16 protein-coding genes are annotated in these 22,410 nt (G+C 49.5%); 8 read left to right on the forward strand and 8 right to left on the reverse strand.

The genetic code is table 11. The annotated features are described in order from the left end of the window. The first annotated feature begins 2 nt into the window (after positions 1 to 2). Together RDN79_RS05070 and RDN79_RS05075 are read left to right on the forward strand one after the other, a co-directional pair. A complete protein-coding gene (locus tag RDN79_RS05070; protein ID WP_298553751.1) occupies positions 3 to 4,040 on the forward strand; it encodes an Ig-like domain-containing protein in 4,038 nt (1,345 codons plus the stop codon). 190 nt (positions 4,041 to 4,230) lie between these two features. Next, positions 4,231 to 4,479 (forward strand): DUF6364 family protein, encoded by a 249-nt coding sequence (locus RDN79_RS05075; protein ID WP_298553754.1) that lies wholly within the window; start codon positions 4,231 to 4,233, stop codon positions 4,477 to 4,479. A gap of 103 nt (positions 4,480 to 4,582) precedes the next feature. Here the strand turns inward: RDN79_RS05075 and RDN79_RS05080 are convergent, their stop codons facing one another. Next, the gene (locus tag RDN79_RS05080; protein WP_298553757.1) at positions 4,583 to 5,527 is read right to left on the reverse strand and encodes a GNAT family N-acetyltransferase; all 945 of its coding nucleotides are present in this window, start codon (positions 5,525 to 5,527) and stop codon (positions 4,583 to 4,585) included. A gap of 9 nt (positions 5,528 to 5,536) precedes the next feature. Then, positions 5,537 to 6,445, reverse strand: a complete 909-nt coding sequence (locus RDN79_RS05085; RefSeq protein ID WP_298553761.1) for a DUF2156 domain-containing protein — start codon at positions 6,443 to 6,445, stop codon at positions 5,537 to 5,539. A 214-nt stretch (positions 6,446 to 6,659) separates the two neighbouring features. Here RDN79_RS05085 and RDN79_RS05090 point away from each other — a divergent pair, with 214 nt between their 5' ends. From RDN79_RS05090 to pgl, 6 genes are all read left to right on the forward strand, one after another. Beyond that, a complete protein-coding gene (locus RDN79_RS05090; protein ID WP_298553764.1) occupies positions 6,660 to 7,466 on the forward strand; it encodes a helix-turn-helix domain-containing protein in 807 nt (268 codons plus the stop codon). Positions 7,467 to 7,501: 35 nt separating this feature from the next. Next, positions 7,502 to 8,338, forward strand: coding sequence for a helix-turn-helix domain-containing protein (locus tag RDN79_RS05095; protein ID WP_298553767.1), 837 nt, complete (start codon positions 7,502 to 7,504; stop codon positions 8,336 to 8,338). Positions 8,339 to 8,586: 248 nt separating this feature from the next. Continuing rightward, complete coding sequence (locus tag RDN79_RS05100) at positions 8,587 to 9,963, forward strand: FAD-dependent oxidoreductase (RefSeq protein ID WP_298553770.1); 1,377 nt, start codon at positions 8,587 to 8,589, stop codon at positions 9,961 to 9,963. A gap of 12 nt (positions 9,964 to 9,975) precedes the next feature. Further along, on the forward strand, positions 9,976 to 11,448 hold the full coding sequence (gene gnd / locus RDN79_RS05105) for a decarboxylating NADP(+)-dependent phosphogluconate dehydrogenase (protein WP_298553773.1): 1,473 nt from the start codon (positions 9,976 to 9,978) through the stop codon (positions 11,446 to 11,448). 87 nt (positions 11,449 to 11,535) lie between these two features. Beyond that, complete coding sequence (gene zwf / locus RDN79_RS05110; protein WP_298553775.1) at positions 11,536 to 13,005, forward strand: glucose-6-phosphate dehydrogenase; 1,470 nt, start codon at positions 11,536 to 11,538, stop codon at positions 13,003 to 13,005. Positions 13,006 to 13,020: 15 nt separating this feature from the next. Beyond that, positions 13,021 to 13,722 carry a 6-phosphogluconolactonase gene (gene pgl, locus RDN79_RS05115; protein ID WP_298553778.1) on the forward strand — a complete coding sequence of 234 codons (702 nt, stop codon included), beginning with the start codon at positions 13,021 to 13,023 and terminating at the stop codon, positions 13,720 to 13,722. Between the two features lie 25 nt (positions 13,723 to 13,747). Here the strand turns inward: pgl and RDN79_RS05120 are convergent, their stop codons facing one another. The 6 genes from RDN79_RS05120 to RDN79_RS05145 all read right to left on the reverse strand — a co-directional run bounded on the left by RDN79_RS05120 (position 13,748) and on the right by RDN79_RS05145 (position 22,384). After that, on the reverse strand, positions 13,748 to 14,656 hold the full coding sequence (locus RDN79_RS05120) for a DUF368 domain-containing protein (RefSeq protein WP_298553782.1): 909 nt from the start codon (positions 14,654 to 14,656) through the stop codon (positions 13,748 to 13,750). A gap of 2 nt (positions 14,657 to 14,658) precedes the next feature. Then, positions 14,659 to 16,101, reverse strand: a complete 1,443-nt coding sequence (locus RDN79_RS05125) for a tetratricopeptide repeat protein (RefSeq protein ID WP_298553785.1) — start codon at positions 16,099 to 16,101, stop codon at positions 14,659 to 14,661. Between the two features lie 12 nt (positions 16,102 to 16,113). Continuing rightward, positions 16,114 to 17,859, reverse strand: coding sequence for a glutamine--tRNA ligase/YqeY domain fusion protein (locus tag RDN79_RS05130; protein WP_298553788.1), 1,746 nt, complete (start codon positions 17,857 to 17,859; stop codon positions 16,114 to 16,116). 460 nt (positions 17,860 to 18,319) lie between these two features. Beyond that, the gene (locus tag RDN79_RS05135; protein ID WP_298553791.1) at positions 18,320 to 19,576 is read right to left on the reverse strand and encodes an Nramp family divalent metal transporter; all 1,257 of its coding nucleotides are present in this window, start codon (positions 19,574 to 19,576) and stop codon (positions 18,320 to 18,322) included. A gap of 133 nt (positions 19,577 to 19,709) precedes the next feature. Continuing rightward, positions 19,710 to 21,029 carry a PAS domain-containing sensor histidine kinase gene (locus tag RDN79_RS05140; protein ID WP_298553794.1) on the reverse strand — a complete coding sequence of 440 codons (1,320 nt, stop codon included), beginning with the start codon at positions 21,027 to 21,029 and terminating at the stop codon, positions 19,710 to 19,712. Beyond that, entirely contained in the window at positions 21,029 to 22,384 is a 1,356-nt protein-coding gene (locus RDN79_RS05145) for a sigma-54 dependent transcriptional regulator (RefSeq protein WP_298553797.1), read from the reverse strand. Before RDN79_RS05145 ends, RDN79_RS05140 begins: the two co-directional genes overlap by 1 nt. Positions 22,385 to 22,410 lie beyond the last annotated feature (26 nt).

Below are 22,410 nucleotides of genomic sequence, written 5' to 3' on the forward strand. Positions count from 1 at the left end.
ATATGAAAAAGATAAAATCCGCAATATCCCTCGCCCTCCTGAGTGTGGCTCCGGTGATATGCGCACAAAATATAGACACGAAGGCGCACCCCGATTATCCCACCTTTACCGTGACACTGAAAGTGGCCGATAATGGGGATGCCAAGTTGAATGACGACACGCTGAAAATCCAGAAGCAGGTAGCTGGTCTTACATCATCAGCTAAATTGGATTCGATCGTGCCGAGAGGCAGCTGGGAGTCAATCAAAGTCCTCCCCGGAACAAAAGCCGCTATGGGCCTGAAAGCCGATCCGCAGATGATGCTCGAAAGCATTACCATTAATAATAAGGAAGCCGGACGGACAAATGCCTCCGATAATGCCGTTGAAGGCGCTGTCAAGCCCTATGCTTTCAGCATGTTGAAGGATCGCAACTACTATACCATCGATTTCGGCGCACTGGCGAAGGGGACCGATATTGTAGTCAAATGGGTAAAGAAACCGGCTGTCACGTTTACGGCAAGCAACACGCAGCAGACTGTAAATACAAGTAGCGGCGCAACGGCTGTTACCGTCAAGGCGGTGATTGCCGGAACCAATACGATGGTTACTCCTGCTGTTTCCTATGCCGATTCAAAAGGAACTGCAATTAGTGGAGTCGGTGATATAAAGACTGCCGGAACCTATTATGCCAAATTCACTCTGGCAGAAGATACCAACCACCTGGCCTTGAACGACTCCGTCAAGCTGATCATTAACGAGAAAGTCACACCGGTAGCCGGGGAACTGGCCGTTAAGGACACCTTGCTGCAAGGACAACCTTTGTCGGTCGCAACCTTGACAGGTGGCGAGATGAAGGTCGGGGAACGTAAGATTTCCGGTACATGGAGTTGGGTAGAACCGAACAACGCTGTTACAGCAGGAGAAGGAGATAATAACAAATATGCTGCGATCTTTACCCCTGACTCGGCTGCCGTTTATAATACGGTGACGAAAGAGGTAGAGGTTAAGGCTAAACATGTAGTGACCGCAACCGTTAAGCAATCCGTCGGCGGCACGGTGAAAATCGAGAATGCGTCCGCCGATAACCGGTATATAGGGGATAAATTGGAACGGCCCAAGATTAAGGCTATTGCCACTCCCGATGCCGGATATAAGGTTGTCGGTTGGAGCGGGGTGACTGATGCTGATCTGAGTACAGGTTCGGAAATCGCTGTGACCTCAGATGAAACGGCTCTTACTTCTGACAACACGGTCGTCTCTGCCGTATTTGAAAAGGCAACCCGCGTGGTTACCATTGAAGCGGCAAAGGAGAATGGTGGCGATGGTTCGATTACGATAACAGACGATAAAGGGGGAAGCGTTGCCTCTGGAAGTCAAGTTGCTGTCGGTACGACCCTGACCATTACGGCTACGCCTAAAGACGGAGCCTCACAGGTTAAAAGCGGAACGGTGGGGTATGTTTTTACCACTGAGCAGAAATCAACCGAAGAACTGAAACAATACACCAGTTTCATAGTCGGCACTGCTGCCGGTTCTTATAAAGTGAAAGCTACATTTGAAGCGGTGAAATCGACTGAAGCGCGTATTTCTGTACCGGCGGTAGAAAATGGCTCTTTGCTGATCAAGGAAGGAACAACGACAGTCGCCCCTAACTCGTCGGTCGCAAAAGGGAAAACGCTTTCGATCATTGCTTTGCCGAACAAAGGCTATAAAGTGACGACTCTGACTGCCAACAACAAGGATATAAAAGTCTCCGGAGTATATACGATCGGGGAGGTGGACGATGTTACGATCCAGGTATCCTTTGAGAAGGAAAGCTATCCGGTAACCGTTTCCAATACGGATCAGGTAACCCTGAACATTGAAGGGAAAAGCTTTGAATTCGGTTCTAAAATCGAAAATATCCAGGCTACGGTGAAGGATCCGAAAAACTATAAATTAGTGGGCCTATTGGTCAACAACAAGCCAATGGAAAACGGAAGCACGATAACGGTAGAAGGTCCGGTCAGCATTGCAGCAGAAGTGCAGAAACTGACTCCGGTAACGATCCAGAATCCGACGGAAGCCACTGAAGTACTCTATTCCGGCAATAAACAGGAATATACCGTGAAGACGGCTGCCGGCCTGGGCGGTTTCAATGTCGCCTACTACTCGGATGCCGCTTGCAAAACTGCGGCGGAACCGATCAACAGCGGAACGTATTACGTGAAGATCACCCGCGAAGCGGATGCCGTATATGCTTATTGTGAAGAGGTTCGGACATTAAAGATCAACCCGGCCGTACCGGGTATCAAGAATATCCCGTTCTCAGGTGATGTAAAGGGTAATGCTATTGATGGTTCTGCCACCGTTCCGGGTAAATGGCAAACAACTAAACCGGATGGTCGTGAACCGATCGCTACAAAAGGTTTTAAAGGTACAACGACAACTACTATCTATTTTGTACCGGATGATCCGAATATCGGGTATGTAGTGGCAAATGCCGTGGCAAGTGGCACTACTGAAAAAGCGATCACGATGACCTCTGATATTACGGGTGGTTCCGTTGTCCTGAAGAACGGTACGATAGCTGTAACCGGAGAGACGAAGACCTATGTAGGACAGGAATTCTCATTGGATTTGATTCCGGCTGAAGGTTATTATCTGGACAAAATCGGAGCGGTAACGATTGGAAGCAAGGCTTATGTGAAGGGCAAAACCTTCACTTTGGAAAGTGATGGCTTGAAATCATCGAGTCCGGACATCGTTGTCGGAAATGTATTTGCTGCACAGCAAGCTATTACTTTGTCGAACACGAATCAGACTGTTACGAGAGACTTTAATAATCAGGTTGTTAATATCGCTGCAAGTGAACTGACTTTGGGAGGCGACAATACTGTCAAGTGGGATATCTATTGCAAATCGAATGGTGTTGTTGTTTCTCCTGTCAATGCCGGTGATTATGATATTTATGTAAAATGTGAGAAAACAGAAAAGTACAAGGCTTGTCCGGAAACAAAAGTCGGCACGTTGACGATCAATAAGTTGAAAGTAAACTCTGGTGATGTTTCGGCTCCTTCGGCAAGCGCAATCCTGACAGGCGCTTCTTTGTCTACTTCCACGTTAAATGGCGGTTTGGTAAAGATCGGCGATCTGCTGGTCCCCGGACAGTTTAAATGGACAAAAGAGACTACGGAAGTTGGAGCAGCAGGTTCCCAAGATGTGACTTTTACGCCGTCTTCGGATAATTTCGATGTAAGCGGTTTGAGTGGAATCCAATCTTATGTCTCGCTGATCGATGTGGCAACGCAAACTGTCACATTTAAAAAAGCCGGCGCAAGTGGCAGCTTTGTTGTAACGGATGCTACCAACGTTACATTGGATACTGATAAAGAGATTCATGTCCAGAGAGGCATGCAGTTGACCATTACCCCGACATCCGGTACTGTGGAAACTGTTTCCGGTGTAACGACAACCGTGCGCAATGATGCGAACGGTAAACCCATATCCTGGACCTGTATTGTAGAAGGAGATGCAACAATTACCGTAACCTTCAAGTCCGGTAGCGAAGGTGTTGGCGACACCCCGGCTGAAGGAACTCCTGTTACGGGCATCTCCCTTAACAAGTCGACGCTCACCTTGCAACGTCTGAAATCTGAAAAGTTGGTAGCCACCGTAGCTCCTACAGGGGCAACCAAGAAAGATGTGAAGTGGACCAGCACAGCCCCGGCAATCGCCAGCGTAGAGGCGGACGGTACAGTGAAAGCGTTGAAGATCGGTCAGGCAACTATCATTGCCACAACCGTGGATGGTGGTTTCACCGCTATGTGTGAAGTGACGGTAGACTTTGCAACCGCTCTCGAAAAGATCCTGTCCGAAAGCCATGTTTACGGGCAAAAGGGACAGATCGTGATCGAACCGGCCGCTCCGGTAGAAGCGACGATTGTCGACCTGAGCGGAAAGATCGTCTATCATAGTTCAATTAATTATACCCTGCGTATGCCGGCTTGCAGCGGCGTATATATTGTACGTCTGTCCGCATCCGGTACTACGACTACAACCAAAGTCTTTGTACATTAACATTGGTACAGAAAGAATGGAATGAATCCTTCTCATAAGAGCAGGAACATTTGATTCAAAGTGAGGAAAGGGAGGGGCCGCGAGGTTCTTCCCTTTTATCTTATCCGAGAAGAACAGTTGATGGATAACATAAGTGCTTTATATAGAATATTGATTGAGAATGATTATCTTTGCAGAAAAGTGAATGGCTATGGAAACAAAATTAACATTAAGACTAAATGAGTCGATAATAGAGAAAGCAAAAGAATATGCGCGGTCGCGGAATATGAGTCTTTCTAAAATGGTAGAACAGTATTTGGATTCTGTCGTTTCAACAAATGATATTTCAAGTAAGCAAATAGAATTGACTCCATTAGTGAAAGAGTTAAGTGGAGTATTGAAAGTCCCTGCTGATTTTGATTATAAGAATGATTATTCGGACTGTAATTACACCAGATGAATTCTTGAAAAGAAGCTATTAATTATATAGGAAAATATTTATTAGGAGAATCCCCCGCTATGATGAAATGGCGAGGGACTTTATTTTAGAGTAAAATTGAAAACTAATCGAGCATCAAGCTCATATAAGCCTCCCGGCTCTGGTAGTCGAGCAACAGGCGGGTAAGAGATTGGGTGTCCATTTCTTTCAGTTCGCCGATGTTGAGAACGGAGTTTTCGTGGGTGGAAGCCCAGTGATGGATAAGGCGGTCGCGGTCGAGGACACGTGCCATGCCTAAGGGGAAAGTTCCCGGTCCGGTGAAAGGAGTGCGGTAGACGGCTTTTTCCACCTTGTTTTGGGTTGTCGCTTCCTGCAAGAGCAGGTTCTTGATGTGATCGTTGTCGTACATCAATTCTTTGACATAGATATGGTCGCCGGCAGGATGGAAAAAGATCATGCCGATCGGTTCGTCCTGAATGTTCAAGGCGGTCAGCATCTGTCCGCCGGAGATTTGCAAGTCGCGCAGGATGGTGACGAAATCGTCATAACCGTGCAGCACATAGCAGGTACGTTCCCGCTGCTTCTTATTGAAGAACTTATAAAGAGATTCCATAGAAGGAACTTCCGGCGGAACCACTAAGATCCCCTGTTCCCAAGCTATTTCATAAGGGCGGACATACGTCTCTTCCGAATAGTCGAAAGCCTCCGTATATCCTAAATCGCGGTAATAATCGAACAGCCACGGATCGGCCGGGATAATGACCGTCAGAGCCACCTTCCGGCTTTCCATCACCTTGAAGGCTTCTTGTATCAGTTGGCGCATGAGCCCCTGCCCGCGTTCGGAAGGAAGGGTGCAGGCGCCATATATATAGTTCACGGATATCTCCGTCCCATAGTAGGTCATGACATACGGAAGCATTTGAAGGGCGGAAACGATCTTTCCGTCTTTCTCTATAAACAGGGCGTTTTCCTTTTTGTAGACCCGGTCGAAGAACAGTTTGATAAATTCTTCGCTGTCGTCGAAAGAAGTACGCCACAGGTTGATCAATTGAGGCTTGTTGTTATCCATCGTTCAATATTATTTTGCAGGTTTCTTTATTGCTGCGGATTTTTCCAATAGGATGAACGGGTTATACGAAAGTTTAGCCTGTCGCAGACCGGGAATCCCCAAGTCTTCCTCCCGGTTCACATATATATATTTCTCCGGAAGGTGGGAGGCGAATTCTTTGTTGATAACAGCATAAGCCCCCTCATAGTTCACATTCGCCTTTTCGACATGCACCCCGAAGGTGTTGTGATTGATTGGGGCGCCGAAGGTGAAAGCGACAATCTGATGGTCTACGCAAATAGCGCCGCCTATCAGCCCCAACTTATCATAATGGTCCAAGGCATAGATGATGGAACGGCGTTCGTCGTTCAGGTCCTCCACGTCGTTGTCATCCCGGTTTGCCTTGAACCATTTGCATTCGAGCTGGAGGCATTCGGGGACCAGTTCCGGTGTGATAGGGATATATTTGTAAGAATATTTCTTATTGAAGTTGTTGATATGATTGCGTTTCGCCTGGTATTTTTTCCCTTTCAGGGTTGCCAGGTCTTCACGCAAGTAGATGTAATCGAAATAATCCCGTTCGGGGATGTAGAAGAAGCCGCCGGGGATTGCCTTTTCGAGTTCCTCCTTGGCATCGGGCGTTACGCCTAACATACAAAGCGGATGGCCCTGTTCGAGCGAGTCGGCTTCCAGCAGATCGATCGCTTGTTTCAGATTGCCCTGTCCGGTTGGCGTCATGTAAGCGATTCTCGTTTTGTTTTCGATCCAGAAGCGGATCAACAAGTTACCGTCGACAACGGCAAACTCGCTATCGTAGAGGAATCGCCAACTACAGATGTTGGCAAATGAATAGTCGCAATTCTTGTAATTGCTCGGTATCGTAAAGGAGGTTATAATATCTCTATCTTCGATTCTGATAGGTTTGAACGGTATCTTCATCTTTTTCTTTTTTGATGTGCAAATATAAAACTAATAAGAATGTATGAATGTTTTATGCGAAATAAAAACAATCGATTTTGTATATCGCGTGATAAACCCTATAAATGTTATTAATAGCAATTTAACTAAACATAAAAATGATTGTGCATAGTAAACTAACATCTATCTTTAAATGTTCGAAGTGAAATGATTTTTATTTAAAAGTGAGAAGGAAATGAATACAGATAAAATATTACCGATCGATCTTTATCATGCCGTGTCGACTGCTAATTTGACATTGGAAAGTACATTGAAGATCATTCACGTCGAAGCCGGGCAGGATCATGACCTGTTGCCTTTGGAATCGGGAACTCTTGCGGTGATCTGCCGGGGAGGAAAGTTCGCATGCAAAGCGCTTGAAAAGGAAATCTCCATAGTTGCCGGGCAGGTGTTCCTGGCGTCTGCGGAGGATGTGAGTGACATATCCCGTTTTTCGCAAACTGGTTTTGAAGGGATCGTGATCTATGCCGGCAGTGATTTGCTGATTAACCGGCAACGTCTGATGTTCCGGACGATTACACCGGACGAGTTGGAAGAGTCCGGGCTTTATATCCGGCTGATACAATCACAAATCGAGCGAATGAGCGATGTCCGGGTCAAAGTGGTGGAATCGCTTTTGCGTGCCCTTATTTTCTTCCTCCAGCAGGGAGGACATTTGGCAGACGACCGGGATAGCGAGGTTCCGCCTTTTTTCCACGATTTCGCTTTGCTGATTAGCCGTTACCATCATTATCCGGTCTATTATTTCGCAGAGAAGTTGGGGATGACTTCGACGGAACTGAATAACAAATGCAAATCGCATTCCGGCATTTCGGCAGCGGAATGGATCAGCCAGTATGTATTGCTTGAGGCAAAAGATTTGCTGATTAAGACTCGCATGAGACCTTCCCGCATTGCCGTGATGCTTAATTTCTCAAATTATGATACCTTTGCACGTTGGTTCAGGCGGCATACGGGAGAATTGCCGGGGAACTGGAGGTGATGGAAATTGAAAATTGAGAATTAAAAAATAATACCATGAGATGGACATTTGAGAATGCGAAGATAAAGGGGCGGGTCGTCTTGACCGATTCGCTCCATGAAGACTCGGATCTTCTGAAAGACAAAACGCTGTATAAATTTATATGGGTGGATTCCGGCGAAGTAGAGTTGGATATCGACCATCAGCAGATTGTTTTGGAGAAGGGGCAGCTCGTTCCGCTTTCCCATTTGCATCATCTGGAATTTCTGCGCGTCGAAGGCAGATACTATGCTCTGATGTTCAACAGTAACTTCTATTGCATACATGGCAACGACCATGAGGTGTCGTGCAACGGATTGCTGTTTCACGGTTCGTCGCATGTGTTGACTTTCATCCTTTCGGAGGATGAGCGACGGAAGATCGATACGCTGACGGGGATCATGCAGGAAGAGTTTCTCAGTACCGACCACCTGCAAGACGAGATGCTCCGGGTATTGTTGAAGCGGTTCATCATATTATGCACGCGAATAGCGGAAGACAGGCAGGGAGTCGTTCGGGAGAACAGTTTCCAGTTCGAGACGATCCGCAAGTTCCATGTCCTGGTCGATACTTATTTTAAGGAGAAGAAACAGGTGCAGGAATATGCGGATATGTTGAACAAATCTCCGAAGACACTGGCCAATATCCTTTCCGCTTATCAGCAGCCTTCCGCCATCCGTATCATCCATAACCGCATCCAGGCCGAAGCTCAACGCTTGCTCCTCTATACGGGCAAAAGCTCGAAAGAGATCGCCCTGCTGTTAGGTTTCGAAGACCAGGCGGCATTCAGCCGTTTCTTCAAGAACGCAACCGGGCTGAGCGCGACCGAATATCGCCGCCAATATAAAAAATGACAATAGTCGCGATGACGGATGTCACGATACCTATATCCCAATAGAGTTGCATCCGGCGGTGAACAATGATTCCCTGATTGGCAGGGAATATTGCCAAATCTTAGGGCAAAATCATTATCCTCTGAAATCAAAAGGCTGTGTATTTTTGCATCATAGAAAAAACAGGACAATAAACAGATACTTATCGGGAACAATCAGGTTAAAAGAAATGTTCCTTAAGTAGAAAATAAAAAGGAGGATGACAAAAGATGAAAAAGTATGATGCAATCATCATTGGTTTCGGCAAGGGCGGAAAGACGCTGGCCGCTGATTTAGGTAGTCGCGGATGGACTGTTGCCGTTGTGGAACGTTCGGAAGACATGTATGGCGGGACATGTATCAATATCGGATGCATTCCGACCAAGACGCTGGTACATCTTTCCAAAGTGGCGCAATATTCCCACTTCACGACGTTCGAGCAATATGCCGATGCCTTTCATAAGGCGATCGAGGAAAAGAGGAAGATCACGGCTGCTTTGCGTCAGAAGAATTTTGAGAATCTCGACAACAAAGAGACGGTGACTGTTTATACCGGCATCGCCTCGTTCCTCTCTCCAACGGAAGTGGAAGTGAAAAACGATCGTGAGACTATCGTGTTGCAAGCCGATAAAATCTTTATCAATACCGGCGCTTCCACCATCGTCCCCAATATAAAAGGGATCGAAGGCAATCCTTTTGTCTACACCAGCACTTCGATCATGGAACTGGACCGGTTGCCCCGTCGCCTGGCGATCGTGGGAGGAGGCTATATCGGGCTTGAGTTTGCTTCGATCTTTGCTAATTTCGGATCGGACGTGACGGTTCTGGAGGGAGGCGACAAGTTTATTCCCCGTGAAGACCGCGATATCGCCGAAGCCGTGAAGACCGTTTTGGAAAAGAAAGGCATTTCGATCCGCCTGAATGCCGTCGTACAGGAGATCGAGCACGATGCCGGGAAAGCTACCGTCGTCTACCGTGATGCCCTGACAGGCGATACGTCACGGATCGATGCCGATGCCATCCTGCTGGCTACCGGACGCCGTCCGAATACCGAAGGACTGAACTTGCAGGCTGCCGGCGTGAAGTTGGCGGAGCGCGGGGCAATCGAGGTGGACGACCGCCTGCATACGACCGCGGATCATATATGGGCAATCGGGGATGTGCGAGGCGGTTTGCAATTCACGTATCTTTCGCTGGATGATTACCGCATCATACGCGATGAACTTTTTGGAGACGGCAAACGCAATACCAATGACCGGGAGGCGGTCGCCTATTCGGTGTTCATCGATCCGCCCCTGTCGCATGTCGGCCTGAACGAAGAGCAGGCACGCCGGACGGGACGTAACATAAAAGTCTCCAAAGTCATGGCCGCTTCGATGCCGAGAACCCGTACGATCGGACAACCGGAAGGGTTGCTGAAGGCGGTCGTGGATGCCGATACGAACCAGATATTGGGAGCAACGCTGTTCTGTGCCGAGTCGAGCGAAATCATCAACCTCGTGTCGTTGGCGATGCGTACCGATAATGATTATCTCCTCCTTCGTGACAATATTTTCACTCACCCTTCTATGAGTGAGTCTTTGAACGATTTATTCAACATAAAATAAAAGAGCTGAAATATGAAAGCAGATATAGGATTGATCGGGCTCGCCGTGATGGGCGAGAACCTGGCTCTCAACATGGAAAGCAAAGGCTTCACGGTTGCCGTATATAACCGGAGCGCACCGGGCGAAGAGGGCGTCGTGGACCGTTTTGTCAATGGCCGGGGAAAAGGCAGGCATTTTATCGGAACGCATTCTATCGAACAATTGGTCGACTCGGTAAAAACTCCCCACGTCATCATGATGATGGTCAAGGCGGGACGTCCCGTAGACGAGTTGATCTCGCAACTGCTCCCTTTCCTTTCGCCGGGCGATGTGATTATCGACGGGGGTAATTCCGATTTCCACGACACGGAACGCCGTGTGAAGGAGTTGGAGAAGAGAGGAATCTATTTCGTCGGGACCGGAATTTCGGGAGGCGAGGAAGGAGCCTTGCACGGCCCGTCCGTGATGCCCGGAGGTTCGGTGGAAGCCTGGCCGCTGGTGAAAGACATCTTGCAGGGGATTTCCGCCAAGCTGGACGACGGTTCGCCTTGTTGCGAATGGATCGGAGCGGGTGGCGCCGGCCATTTTGTGAAGATGGTGCACAACGGCATCGAGTATGGCGATATGCAGCTTATTTCCGAAGCCTATTCGCTATTGAAAAACCGGAAAGGACTGGACAACGATGCGATGGCCGTCGTCTTTGACGAATGGAACGGAGGGGAACTCGATAGTTTCCTGATCGAGATAACCGCCAACATCCTGCGTTTCCGTGACGAAGACGGAAAACCGTTGCTCGACAAGATACTGGATGTCGCCGGGCAGAAAGGAACCGGCAAATGGAGCGCGATCGCGGCGATGGACGAGAACGATCCGCTGACGTTGATCACCGAAGCGGTTTACGCCCGTCTGCTCTCGGCCTTGTATCCCGAACGAATGAAGGCGGCAAGCCTTTACAATGGACAATTGGAAGAGGAAGAAAAATTGTCAAATGTCAATTCTCAATTGTCGATTGAGGACGTCCGTCAGGCACTATACGCGGCCAAGCTGATTTCCTATGCACAGGGATTCTCCTTGCTTCGCCGTGCTTCCGGGCATTATGGCTGGGATTTGGATTACGGGACGATTGCCCGCATCTGGCGTAAGGGGTGTATCATCCGTTCCGTCTTCCTGCAAAAGATCACGGATGCATACCGGAAGGACCCGGATTTGGAAAACCTGCTCTTCGATGACTTTTTCCACACTAAGATACAGGAGGCTCTTCCCGCCTGGCGCCGGATTGTCGCCGAAGGTGCGCTGAGCGGTGTCGCCCTGCCTGCCATGAGCTCGGCCCTGAGCTATTTCGACGGGTTGCGCACGTTGCATTCGGCCGCGAATATGATTCAGGCGCAACGCGACTATTTCGGCGCCCATACTTATGAACGTACCGATCGCGAACGTGGTCATTTCTTCCACACCAATTGGACGGGGGAAGGAGGAAACACGGTTTCGGGGACGTATAGCGTCTGATTCCATCGTTTCGGAAAGTTCCGCCGCCTTCAAAAACGATTTTCCGGCTTTTCGGAACTTTCCGACATCATTAAATTTTAAAAGCAAATGAATACAGCAAGCAATCAATTATTAGTCATATTCGGAGCTTCCGGCGACCTGACGGGGCGGAAGCTTTTGCCCTCGCTCTACGAATTGCACGTTCGGGGTTTATTGCCGGAACGTTTCTGCATCTTGGGGGCGGCCCGTACGGGATATACGGATGACGAGTACCGCGCTTTCGAAAAGGTGCATATCCGGGAATCCCTGAAGAACAAGGAGGTGGACGAAACGGAACTGGACAATTTCCTCCGCCGTGTCTTTTACCTTGCGTTCGATTCGACCCAGTCCGCCGAATACCATAAACTGAAAGATCGTATCCACCAGTTGCAAAACGAGCAGCAGTTGCCGGACAAGATCATCTATTATCTTGCCACGCCGCCGGTGATGTACGAGTTGATTCCGACCTGCCTGAAAGAAAACGGGATGAATGTTGCCGGAAGCGAGGACGGTTGGCGCCGCGTGATCGTGGAGAAGCCTTTCGGAACGAGCCTCGAATCGGCCGAACGCCTGAACAAGCATCTCATCCATATCTTCGATGAGAAGGAAATTTACCGTATCGACCATTATCTGGGGAAAGAGACGGTGCAGAACATCCTGGTGCTCCGTTTCTCCAACGGCATATTCGAACCGTTGTGGAACCGTAATTACATCGACTCGATCGAGATCAGCGCCTCGGAAACGCTTGGCGTGGAGAATCGCGGGAAATATTATGACGGGGCGGGAGCCTTGCGCGACATGATCCAGAACCATCTGATGCAACTGATGGCATTTACGGCGATGGAGTCGCCTTCGGTGTTCGACCCGGAGCCGATCCGCGACGAGATCGTGAAGGTGTTCCGCGCTTTGCGTCCGTATAAGACGCATGATATGGACAACCTGATTGTGCGTGGCCAGTACGACGGCTACCGGGAAGAGAAGAATGTGGCGCCTGACTCCACTACGGAGACGTACGTCGCTATGAAAATGTTTATCGATAACTGGCGTTGGAGCGATGTCCCGTTCTATATCTTCACAGGAAAGAAATTGCCGGAAAAGAGTTCGGAGATCGTCGTGAACTTCAAGTCCACTCCTCACCAGCTTTTCGTCGGACAATGTTCGGGAGGTTCCTGCAACAAACTGATTATCCGTATCCAGCCGGACGAGAGCATCACGCTGAAGTTCGGCCTGAAGATGCCGGGGGCCGGTTTCACGGTCAAGCAGGTGGGTATGGATTTCCGCTATGATTCGCTTTCGAAGAACTATCTGCCCGATGCCTATGAACGCCTGTTGCTCGATGCCATGTTGGGCGATTCGACTTTGTATGCCCGTAGCGACGCTTTGGAGGCAAGCTGGCGACTGATCGACCCGATCCTCCATCATTGGAAAGAAGAGGGTGCGAAGAACCTGTTCTTCTACGCTCCCGGTGAAGACGGCCCGATCGAAAAGGCCAAGTTGGGGATGACACCGAAGGATTGCCCTTGCCAAAGTTGTCAATGATAAAAAAGGATGATTATGATCATAGAGAATTTTAAAGATGATAAAGAGGCCCTCCGGGCAATGACCGGAGAGCTGATCCGGTATATGGACCGGAAAGAGGATGACCTGCCTTTCAACCTCGCCTTGTCGGGAGGAGGGACGGCGCAGAAGATGTTCGCTCTTTGGGCGGATGAATATAAAGACGTGATCGACTGGGATGCGATCCGTTTCTTTTGGGTGGATGAACGATGTGTTCCGCCAACCGACCCGGACAGCAATTATGGACATGCAAACGAGCTTTTGTTCAAGCCGCTACACATACCCGCCGACCATGTGCACCGCATTCATGGCGAGGTGGAACCGGGTACGGAAGCGATGCGCTATTCGCGTGTCGTGAAGGAGTATCTGCCCCGGCACGGGCAATTGCCCTATTTCGATTGTATCATCCTGGGGATCGGAGGCGATGCGCATACCGCATCCATCTTCCCGGACACCTTGCCGTTGTTGACGGACAGCCGTAATTACGCCGTTTCCCAACATCCCGAATCCCATCAGTTCCGTATCACGATGACCGGCCCGCTGATCCTGAACGATTCGCCGTTGCTGGTCCCGGTCTTGGGGACGGGAAAGAAAGAGATGCTCGAAGAGCTGAAAAAAGGCTATTCGGCAACCCATCCTACGCCTGCCGCCTATATCCTTACTCATGCGGTAGAGGCGTTTGTCTACACGACCTTATGACAAGGCGGGATGGAGTTGTACTTTATTATTTCGATGTCCTCATCGAGAGTCTCTCGAGGAAATAGACGATGGCGAAGCCTAAAATCATCAGGCCGAGAGCTTCCCAGACAAGTTGGTCCGGCATGATGTTGGCTTCGACCAACGGTTTTACAATGCCGTGGCTGTCCGTGTAGGTCTCGATCGTTTCCTTCCAGGGCCAAACCTTGTTCAGCGAACCCAACATAAAACCGGCCAATACGGAGATCGTAATGTCGTGGAACCGGCGAAGAGCGAACGAAAGCACACGGGAGAAACTGGTGATACCGATTGCCGCACCGCAGATGAACACCAACATTACGGGAATATTGAATGTCTTTACCGCCTCCATGATATAAAAATACTTGCCTAACAGCACCAGGATGAAACTTCCCGATATACCCGGCAAAATCATGGCACAAATGGCGATCGCCCCGCAAAGGAAAATAAAGAACAGGTTGGAAGGCGTCTCGGCCGGTGTCGCGACGGTTATGTAGAACGCGATGACGATCCCGACGAGATAGCTCAGGATCGTTTTCCAATCCCACTTCTTGATGTCTTTGGATACGAACCAGGTGGAAGCCAGTACCAATCCGAAGAAGAAGGACCAGACCAGGATCGGGTGGTCTGTCAGCAACCAGGTGATGATTTTTGCCAGCGAGAAGATACTGATCCCGATCCCGGCGACGATGGATAGCAGGAAGTTGGCATTGATCGCTTTCCAGAATGCAACGACTTTTCCGGTGAAGAGCAGCTTAAGGCTGGCTCCGTTGATACTTTTGATCGAGTCGATCAATTCTTCATAGATTCCAACAATGAAGGCGATGGTTCCGCCTGATACGCCGGGCACGACATCTGCCGCGCCCATGCCCATGCCTTTTAGAACTAAGAGGCCGTAGTCTTTTAGATTTCTTTTCATGTTTAATTATTGTTATCCTTATTCTTGAGGAATTCTTTCACCAGGTCTTCCGGTGGAATATATTTGCCGTCGATGCGCTCGACTATCCCTTCATAATTGAGTCCGGCGCTTTTCAGGTAATCGAGCAATTCTTCGTGAGAAGTCTGCTTGTAGTGCTCGCTGAAACGTCTCATATCTCCCTTTGCCAGATATGCCATTGCCATATGAAGGTGCATATAAGGCATTTCCGGATGGGCTTCCAACACCTTCTTGTAGTATTGCAAGGCCTTGTCGATATCTCCTTTCATGAATAGGTATTGTCCGGCGCGATACAAGCTCTCGAAGTCTTCCGGCTGCTTATCCTCCACTTGGTCGAGTGCGTTGAAAAGGTTTTCGGTCGCTTCCATCGCCTTATGTTCGTCCCCGTTTTCCAGATAGGTAAGGGCCAGCAAGGAAAGGATGCGGATGTTCTTCGGGAATAGCTTGGATGCTTGCATCAGGGCATCGGAGGCTTCTTCTTCACGTTCTGTTTCGACACAACATTGGATATAATTGATATACGTGCTTGAGTCCTCCTTCCGGCTGTTCTGTTTTAGCAGCTCTTTCAGCAAGTCATAAGCCTTTTCGTAGTTCTCCAGCTTGATATAACATTCGGCAAGCAGGGGAGTGATACGGTCGCGGACCTCCTGGGTCGTCGCGATTTCATTATAGACCTCGATCGCCTTCTCGTAGCTTTCGTTCATGTACAGGCAATAAGCCTTCAGTATCTTCAACTCTTCGTCCGAGTCGTCGCAGGTGAGGGCGAAGTCGAACGCTTCGATCGCTTTCTCATAGTCTCCGCTGATGGAGTAGAGGCGGCCCAAAGTGAACCAGTAGTCGTTGGAGTAGGGGTTCTTGTCGATCAGTTCGTTACAAATCTCGATCGCTTTATTTATATCGCCCTCTATTTCCAAATTATAGCAAAGCTCGTCTTTCAGGATCAGGTTGTCGGGGAAAAGCATTAGGCCGCGATTGATGAAATCGTGTGCCTCATCGGTCATCTCCACGTCTCCCAGGATCGGTGCGATATATTCGAACAACGTTTCCAGGTACTCGCATTTGTCGGCGATGAGTTTTTCTACATATTCGATCACTTTGTCGTACGAGTCCAGCATGACGTAACATTCGAGACGTAGCATGTCGAGATCCTGGTTGTCGGTTTCGGCTATCGATTCGATCAGGACGAGCGCACTTTCATAGTCTTCGTTGTAGACATACGACTTGCATTGTCTGACCTGCAAATCGGGATTACCGGGATGAAGCCTCAGCCCTAAGGCCAGGACTTCATCATAGTAAGTATAATCATCAGATTCTTCAAAGCTGTCCAACAACTCATCGATCTCATCGGCATCGAAATAGGCCTCTTTGCCTTCCTGGCGACCGGACAGATAGCGTTGTAACAGGCGTGAAATATCTTTTTTCTTCATACAAATCTCTTTTTATTTATCTTTCACCTTGCTCCAGGTATCTTTCAGGGATACGGTACGGTTGAAGATCAATTTGTCGGCCGTAGAATCCTTATCTACATTGAAATAGCCGATGCGCTGGAACTGGAGGTAGTCGAGCGGCTTGGCGTTTGCCAGGAACTTTTCGACATAGCAATTTGTCAGCACCTTCAGGGAGTCCGGGTTGATGATCTCTTTCATCGCCTCCAAAGGCGAGCAGTTCTTTGCTTCGCGGATAGCCGCCATTTCGTCGCGCGGGTTCTCCACTTTCCACAGGCGGTCGTACAGACGGACTTCTGCCGGCAGACAATGTGCGCAGCTCAACCAGTGGAGCGTGCCTTTCACCTTCCGGTTGCTGTCCGGCATGCCGCTCTTGGTGTTCGGATCGTATTCGCAATAGATTTCCTCGACCTCGCCGTTCCCGTCTTTCTTGCAGCCCGTGCATCTCACGATATAGGCATTTTTCAGACGCACTTCCTGACCCGGTGTCATACGGAAGAACTTTTTCGGAGCGTCTTCCATGAAATCTTCACGCTCGATCCACAGCTCGCGGCTGAATTCGATCGTGTGGCTGCCTGCCGTCGGATCTTCCGGGTTGTTGATCGCCTCCATCTCCTCTACCTGTCCTTCCGGGTAGTTCCCGATGATCAGCTTGACCGGGTTCAGAACGGCCGATACACGGGTGGAGCGGGTGTTGAGGTCTTCGCGGACGGCACTTTCAAGCAGCGCGAATTCGTTCAGCGCATCATAGGTGGTGTAGCCGATCTTGTCGATGAACTTATGGATCGCTTCCGGTGAATAACCGCGACGGCGGAAACCGCAGATGGTCGGCATACGCGGGTCGTCCCAGTCGTGTACCAAGCCTTCCTTCACCAGGATCAGCAGGTTGCGTTTGCTCATCAGCGTGTAGCTCAGGTTCAGTTTGTTGAACTCCGTCTGGCGCGGACGGTTGTCGTCGAGGTCCTTGCCCTCTTTCAGCCAGTCGATGAACAGGTCGTACAACGGACGGTGGACGACAAATTCAAGCGTGCACAACGAGTGGGTGACACCTTCGAAATAGTCGCTCTGCCCGTGTGCGAAGTCGTACATCGGGTAAGCCTTCCATTTGTCGCCCGTACGGTGGTGCGGAGTCTTGACGATGCGGTAGATGATCGGGTCGCGGAAGTGCATGTTCGGGTTTGCCATGTCGATCTTCGCACGCAACACCATCGAACCTTCTTCCAACTCGCCGCTGTTCATCTTGTGGAACAGCTCCAGGTTCTCTTCGACCGGACGGTCGCGGTAGGGGCTGTTTGTGCCCGGTTGTGTCGGCGTCCCTTTCTGGGATGCGATCTGGTCGGACGTCTGCTCGTCGATGTATGCTTTTCCTTCCTTGATCAGCTGGATGGCGAAGTCCCAGAGTTGCTGGAAGTAGTCGGATGCGTAGTAGATATTATCCCAGTGGTAACCCAGCCATTCGATGTCTTCCTTGATGGCGTCCACATACTCCAAATCTTCTTTTACCGGATTGGTGTCGTCGAAGCGCAGGTTACAGACGCCTCCGTACTTTTGGGCAATGCCGAAATCCATGCAGATGGCTTTGGCGTGTCCGATATGCAGGTAACCGTTGGGTTCGGGCGGGAAACGGGTCTGTACACGGCCCTTGTTCTTGCCTTCCGCCAAATCTTTTTCGACCATTGCCTCGATGAAGTTCAAGCTCTTTTTGCTTTCTTCCGGTTCGTTTGTTTTGATATCGCTCATCTTTGTAGTTTAATATTTTCTTATGTCAAAGAACGCAAAGGTAGAGAAAAACAGGTTGAAATGCAACTTTTTCGTTTTCCTTTTTTCTTTGAGGCAAAGATACGGGATGATCAGGCCCTTTTCCAAAAACAAGTAGGGGTTAAGGTGTAAAAATAAGTTAATATGTGAAGATCGGTGTTCGAGGGGGGGTGAAACATAGTTTCATGGAGGGGAACACTATGTTTTGGGGGGAGCAATCCTGTGTGACAATAATGACAATTACAATAATGACAATTACAATCTGATAATAATAAAACTGAAATCAAGAGTATAGAATAGTATTTATATATATATATATAATATATATATAAATACTATTCTATAACATTCTACAAAATCAAAATTCAGTTATTATAATTGTCATTATTGTCATTATTGTCATTATTGTCACGCGACCGGTGTTGTCTTATGTCGTGAAATTCTATGCTAAAAGACTGATTAATAGCGCAATGTTCAAGAACGTGACAAGTGCTCCCAGGGTGACTAAAAGGATAGTTGTGGATCTCGAATTCACAAATTTGCCCATCACCTTTTTGCTGGATGTCAGATAAACTTGTGTGAAAACGGTGATCGGCAACTGCACGCTCAGCAACATTTGCGAGTAAATTAAGCCTTTGAACGGGTCTCCTACGACAAAAATAATGAGTAAAGCGGGGATAAAAGACAGCAAAACTCCTAATTTGGAGTGGAGGTCTTTGTGGTTATATGCTTCTCCGTAGAACCCCGCGAAGATGGAGGCTCCGGCAATTCCCGACGTGATCGTGGAGGAAATGCCTGCCAGCAGGAGCGCTCCGGCGAATATGACTCCGGCGTTGTTTCCGACCAACGGGACTAATAGCTGCCTGGCCTGATCCAGCTCGTCCACCGCTATATTCTGTTTGAAGAAGGTTGCTGCTGCCAGGATAATCATGGCCGAATTGATCGCCCAGCCGATAACCATTGATAAAAGTGTGTCGTAGAACTCATATTTCAATTGCTTTTTGATCACCGGCTCGTCTTCGAGGTTCCATTCGCGGCTCTGTATGACTTCCGAGTGGAGAAACAGGTTGTGGGGCATGACGACGGCTCCCAGCACGCTCATGATGATCAGCATGGAGTTCTCCGGGAAAGTCGGTTTGATCCATCCTTCGATGGCGGCTCCCCATTGTACGTCCACCAGTGCCAATTCATACAAAAACGACAGCCCGATGATCGAAACGAACATGATGATCCAGCGCTCTATCTTGCTATATGTGTTGGTGAGCAACATGCCGAGGCAGACGATCGTCACGATGACGGCCCCGATTTTGATCGGCATCCCGAACAGCATCCGAAGGGCGATGGCGCCTCCCAGCACCTCGGCAAGCGAGGTCGAAATGCTGGCCAGCATGGCCGAGATCAGGATAGGGCGGCTCAGCGTGCGCGGCATATATTTGTTGGTCGCCTCCGAAAGGCAGAGTCCGGTGACGATCCCCAGGTGGGCGACATTATGCTGGATGATGATCAACATGATAGAAGAGAAAGTGACCACCCAGAGCAGGGCATAGCCGAATTCGGAACCGGCAGCCAGATTGGTCGCCCAGTTCCCCGGATCGATGAAACCTACGGTAACGAGTAGTCCCGGCCCGATATATTTCAGCAGGTCCAGAGCGCCGGCACTCGGTCGGTGGTTGATTTTGAGTTTGTCTAATATGTTCATATTAATAGTTTATGTTATTGTTGTAAATCATCATTTACCGTTCAAAGATATAAAATATTTGCCGGTAGAAATGTTTATGATAATTGATAATTTTTATCGGCTGATCTGTTTTATCTTTATAATTGTCAATTTATCAAGGGAATGTCAGTATGAATGTCGTCCGTTTGGCGGCCGGCGCACTCTTAAGGGCGATGCTGCCTCCCGAAAGGCGCATGATCTGGCGGGAGATGGAAAGCCCGATGCCGCTACCGCCCTCTTTGGTGGTGAAGAACGGGACGAAAATGTGTTCGGCCTCTTCTGACGGGATCACGGGCCCGTTGTTGCTGACTTCGATCAGGACGGCTTCCTCTTCGTTGCAATAGGCTTTTACCTCGATCAGGCCGTCCGCCTGTTCACTACCGATGGCCTGCATGGCGTTTTTCAGCAGGTTCAGGACAACTTGCGAGATCAGGTTCTCGTCCGCATAGACGATCAGGTCGGAAGGCTCTACGCTGACATGGATCGCGATGTTGGGGAAATCGGTATGGTGGCGGGCCAGCTTCACCATGCGTTCCGCAAATTTCTGGACATAGAAGAGCGTGGGCTCCGGCGTCGGGATATGCGTGAATTTGCGGTATGACTCCACGAAAGAGATCAGGCTCTTTCCCGTCGTGCTGATCACTTCCAGGCCGTTGCGTATCTCGTCGTCCGCATTCTGGTGCAGGGAGAGAAGCGTGTCGCTAAGGGAAGTGATGGGAGTGACCGAATTCATGATCTCGTGTGTCAGGACACGGGTCAGGCGGATCCACGAATCGATCTCCTTGTCGTCCAGCTCGCTATTGATATCGTTGATCGCCAGGATGCGCACATGCTTTTCCTGTAGCGTCATTTCCGAAACGCGGATCGAAAGGTGCACGTTGCCGCGTTCGTTGGCAAAGGATATCTGGTGCTTGTCGCCCGGCTGGATGTTTTGTATGGTGGTTTTCAGGTTCTCGTCTATGCGGGCAAGTTGCCGCACGTTCGTAAAGACGGTCAGTCCGAGCAACCTCAAAGCCTCGTTGTTCGTCTGATAAATCACGCCGTTGTCATCGAGCACGATAATACCGGTATTGACGCAATTCATGATCAGCTCGTAATATTTCTCTTTCTGGGCGGCATCCGCTTTGGCCTGGAATAGGATCTGGGTGATGCGGTTCAGCGATTCGCTGACCAGTTTGTCGTTCGACGAGCGGCCGCGTGTCGCATACTGGAAAGCATAGTCGCTATTATCGATCGCGTCGAACATGAAAGCCACCTTTTGGGCGTTCCGCTTGTCGGACAGCAGGACCAGCCGGAGGAAGAAAAACCATACGGCCAAGACCGGGACAAACCATATCCATTCCTTTTGAAGGGCGACACAAGTGCCCGCCATTGTCAGGAATGTGAAAACGGCGATGCGGAAATGGTAATTATGGTAAAGTCCTTTCAACGGCATTATAGTTCGTATCGTTTGATCTTATTGTATAAAGTCTGTCGGGAAATCCCCAACTGGCTTGCGACGAGCGACAAATTGCCGCTATACTTGTCCATCGCGTTTTTGATCATGTTATATTCCATCTCTTCCAGCGTTGTCGCCTCTTGGGGAGCCGGTTCCCTTTTCGTCCGCGGAAAGTCGAAATCGTTACCGTCCAACACACTCTCTTCGGCAATGATCACGGCTTTCTCGATCGTGTGTTCGAGCTCCCGGATATTTCCGAACCAGGGTTGCGCTTTCAGCTTCTCTTTGGCATCCGGGCTGAGGCGCATGGCGGCTTTCCCATAGATTCTGGCATATTTGGAAAGGAATATTTCGGTGAGCGGAACGATGTCTTCCGGCCGTTCCCGGAGAGGCGGTATCTCCACGTGGATCGTGTTGATGCGATAGAGCAAGTCCTCGCGGAAATCCCCTTTCTGAACCATCTCCTGCAAGTCGCGGTTGGTCGCGCAAATCAGGCGGATGTTGACCGGGATAGGCGTATTGCTTCCCACACGCACGATGCTACGGCGTTGCAAGGCGGTCAGTAACTTGGCTTGCAAATGGTAGGAGAGGTTTCCGATCTCGTCCAGGAACAGGGTGCCGTTGTCGGCGACCTCGAATTTCCCCGGACGGTCTGCCCGCGCGTCGGTAAAGGCGCCTTTGACGTGCCCGAACAGTTCGCTTTCGAAAAGCGTTTCCGTAATGGCTCCCATATCGACCGGCACCAATGTTTCCTTTTTCCGGTTGGAAAGCATGTGGATCTCGCGGGCCAGCATCTCCTTGCCGGTCCCGTTTTCACCCGTGACCAATATGTTGGCGTCCGTCCGGGCGACTTTTTCGATCAGGGAACGGAGTTGTTGCATGGCGTTGCTTTCTCCCCAGAACATTCCGCTTTCTTTGGAGACGACGAGTTTGCCCGTGTCGATCGCAATGCCTTTGCGGTTTGCCGTCCGGATATTATAGGCTGTTTTCAATGTTTCGAGCAGCTTGGCGTTGTCCCACGGCTTGACCACGAAATCGGTCGCCCCTTCCTTGATCCCCCGTACGGCCAGGTCGATATCCGCGTAGGCCGTAAAAAGAACGACCTGTATCGAAGCATCTTCCTTTTTTATTTCCGAAAGCCAGAACAACCCTTCGTTGCCGGTGTTGATACCGGCGCTGAAATTCATGTCCAGCAGGACTACGTCTATATTCTCGTCGTGTAGTGTCGCTTTTATCTTATTGGGAGTAGAGATCGTGATCACCTTCTCGAAGCACGTGCCTAACAACATCTGTACTGCGGTAAGGATCCCTTTGTTATCGTCTACTACCAGTATGGTGCCTTGTTTTGTCATGTATGGTTTATACGTTTTGATAAATG

This window comes from uncultured Parabacteroides sp., assembly GCF_902493135.1.
In the GTDB taxonomy this organism is placed as follows: domain Bacteria; phylum Bacteroidota; class Bacteroidia; order Bacteroidales; family Tannerellaceae; genus Parabacteroides.

What these genes read in the sequence shown, in the direction of transcription:
- pgl (WP_298553778.1), top strand. Translation starts at nt 13,021, where the DNA reads ATGATCATAGAGAATTTTAAAGATGATAAAGAGGCCCTCCGGGCAATG.
- zwf (WP_298553775.1), top strand. Translation starts at nt 11,536, where the DNA reads ATGAATACAGCAAGCAATCAATTATTAGTCATATTCGGAGCTTCCGGC.
- RDN79_RS05090 (WP_298553764.1), top strand. Translation starts at nt 6,660, where the DNA reads ATGAATACAGATAAAATATTACCGATCGATCTTTATCATGCCGTGTCG.
- RDN79_RS05120 (WP_298553782.1), bottom strand. Translation starts at nt 14,656, where the DNA reads ATGAAAAGAAATCTAAAAGACTACGGCCTCTTAGTTCTAAAAGGCATG.
- RDN79_RS05145 (WP_298553797.1), bottom strand. Translation starts at nt 22,384, where the DNA reads ATGACAAAACAAGGCACCATACTGGTAGTAGACGATAACAAAGGGATC.
- RDN79_RS05075 (WP_298553754.1), top strand. Translation starts at nt 4,231, where the DNA reads ATGGAAACAAAATTAACATTAAGACTAAATGAGTCGATAATAGAGAAA.
- RDN79_RS05130 (WP_298553788.1), bottom strand. Translation starts at nt 17,859, where the DNA reads ATGAGCGATATCAAAACAAACGAACCGGAAGAAAGCAAAAAGAGCTTG.
- RDN79_RS05095 (WP_298553767.1), top strand. Translation starts at nt 7,502, where the DNA reads ATGAGATGGACATTTGAGAATGCGAAGATAAAGGGGCGGGTCGTCTTG.
- RDN79_RS05085 (WP_298553761.1), bottom strand. Translation starts at nt 6,445, where the DNA reads ATGAAGATACCGTTCAAACCTATCAGAATCGAAGATAGAGATATTATA.
- RDN79_RS05135 (WP_298553791.1), bottom strand. Translation starts at nt 19,576, where the DNA reads ATGAACATATTAGACAAACTCAAAATCAACCACCGACCGAGTGCCGGC.
- RDN79_RS05080 (WP_298553757.1), bottom strand. Translation starts at nt 5,527, where the DNA reads ATGGATAACAACAAGCCTCAATTGATCAACCTGTGGCGTACTTCTTTC.
- RDN79_RS05140 (WP_298553794.1), bottom strand. Translation starts at nt 21,029, where the DNA reads ATGCCGTTGAAAGGACTTTACCATAATTACCATTTCCGCATCGCCGTT.
- RDN79_RS05125 (WP_298553785.1), bottom strand. Translation starts at nt 16,101, where the DNA reads ATGAAGAAAAAAGATATTTCACGCCTGTTACAACGCTATCTGTCCGGT.
- RDN79_RS05070 (WP_298553751.1), top strand. Translation starts at nt 3, where the DNA reads ATGAAAAAGATAAAATCCGCAATATCCCTCGCCCTCCTGAGTGTGGCT.
- gnd (WP_298553773.1), top strand. Translation starts at nt 9,976, where the DNA reads ATGAAAGCAGATATAGGATTGATCGGGCTCGCCGTGATGGGCGAGAAC.
- RDN79_RS05100 (WP_298553770.1), top strand. Translation starts at nt 8,587, where the DNA reads ATGAAAAAGTATGATGCAATCATCATTGGTTTCGGCAAGGGCGGAAAG.